Genomic DNA, 1016 nt, shown 5'->3' on the forward strand with positions numbered 1-1016 from the left:
CTTTAAAAAGAGAGGCGAACATTGGGGCAACAACGAAGTTAATGGTAATCAGTACAAAGCCAATCAGTAGTGATGTTCGTTGCGCTGCTGCTAACAACCCTAGCTCCGTGGTAGAAATGAAAAAACCAGCAATAACAATGCTTCCCCATTGGAGGATATTGGTGAAAATGCTGCCAATCCACACTTGCTTCGCAGAGGAGATCAGTTCGATATTTGTTGTCGGGGTCGGCTTTTGATATTGACCAGAGCTAAACCATTTAGTCGATGAAGCAATACTGACGATCAGACTCGCCAGCAGCAATGCCGCCATTAGGCTGTTGATGTTTTGTAAGTGCAGTGTGCTCAGGCCAATAATGAACAAAACCATGAGCACACTGACGCCGAGTTGAAGCGCGAATAGGGATGGCACCACCATTTTACTTGCTTGTAAAACACGGCTGTTGGTTTGTCCTAATACGAGGAAAGGTACGCACATCAGCGCGAGCGTAATCGCCACTATTGGACTGTTGGTTTGATTCAGTTGATTTGGAAAAAGGTAAAAGCCGACAAATAGAGTAACGGCAGCCATGAAACAAAATGTGATACTGCGAGTTAAAGCCGTCCAATAGTTGTCACTTTGCTGTTGAATATCTCCGTTGCTAAACGCGATAGCGTTGAATCGGACTAAAGCAACGTCAAAGCCTCGCTGAGAAATAATGGCTGTGAGCGATACGAGATTGAATAAGAAGAAAAACTGACCTGACGTGGATGCATCGGTTTTGCGCGACACGATGAGCGTCAGCAAAAAGGCAAATAATGCACTGAAAACTCGGGTGATTGCCGTTTTCATGCCGAGTGACAGCAAGTTCTTTTTGCCACTCGGCATAAGTAGCAGTTTTTGTTGAATGGCTTGAAACATTCTATTTCTCTAACTGTAAATGTTGTTTAGAGCGAGGCGTTGTTTTTCTTCACTGAACGTCTCATTCAACTCGGTGGTGTATTGGCGAAAATCAATGTCATCATAGTGATTGATGCAA

At 44.1% G+C, this 1016-nt stretch carries 1 protein-coding gene and 1 pseudogene; both read right to left on the reverse strand.

Annotated elements, in window-relative coordinates; all coding sequences use genetic code 11:
• Window positions 1–898, reverse strand: an 898-nt coding sequence (locus R7O12_RS27105) for an oligosaccharide flippase family protein (protein ID WP_318127150.1), incomplete at its 3' end; no start/stop codon positions are given.
• Between the two features lie 9 nt (window positions 899–907).
• Window positions 908–1016: pseudogene (locus R7O12_RS27110) on the reverse strand (capsular biosynthesis protein); the annotation flags it as partial.

The sequence above is a fragment of the Vibrio sp. Vb1574 genome (assembly GCF_033338675.1).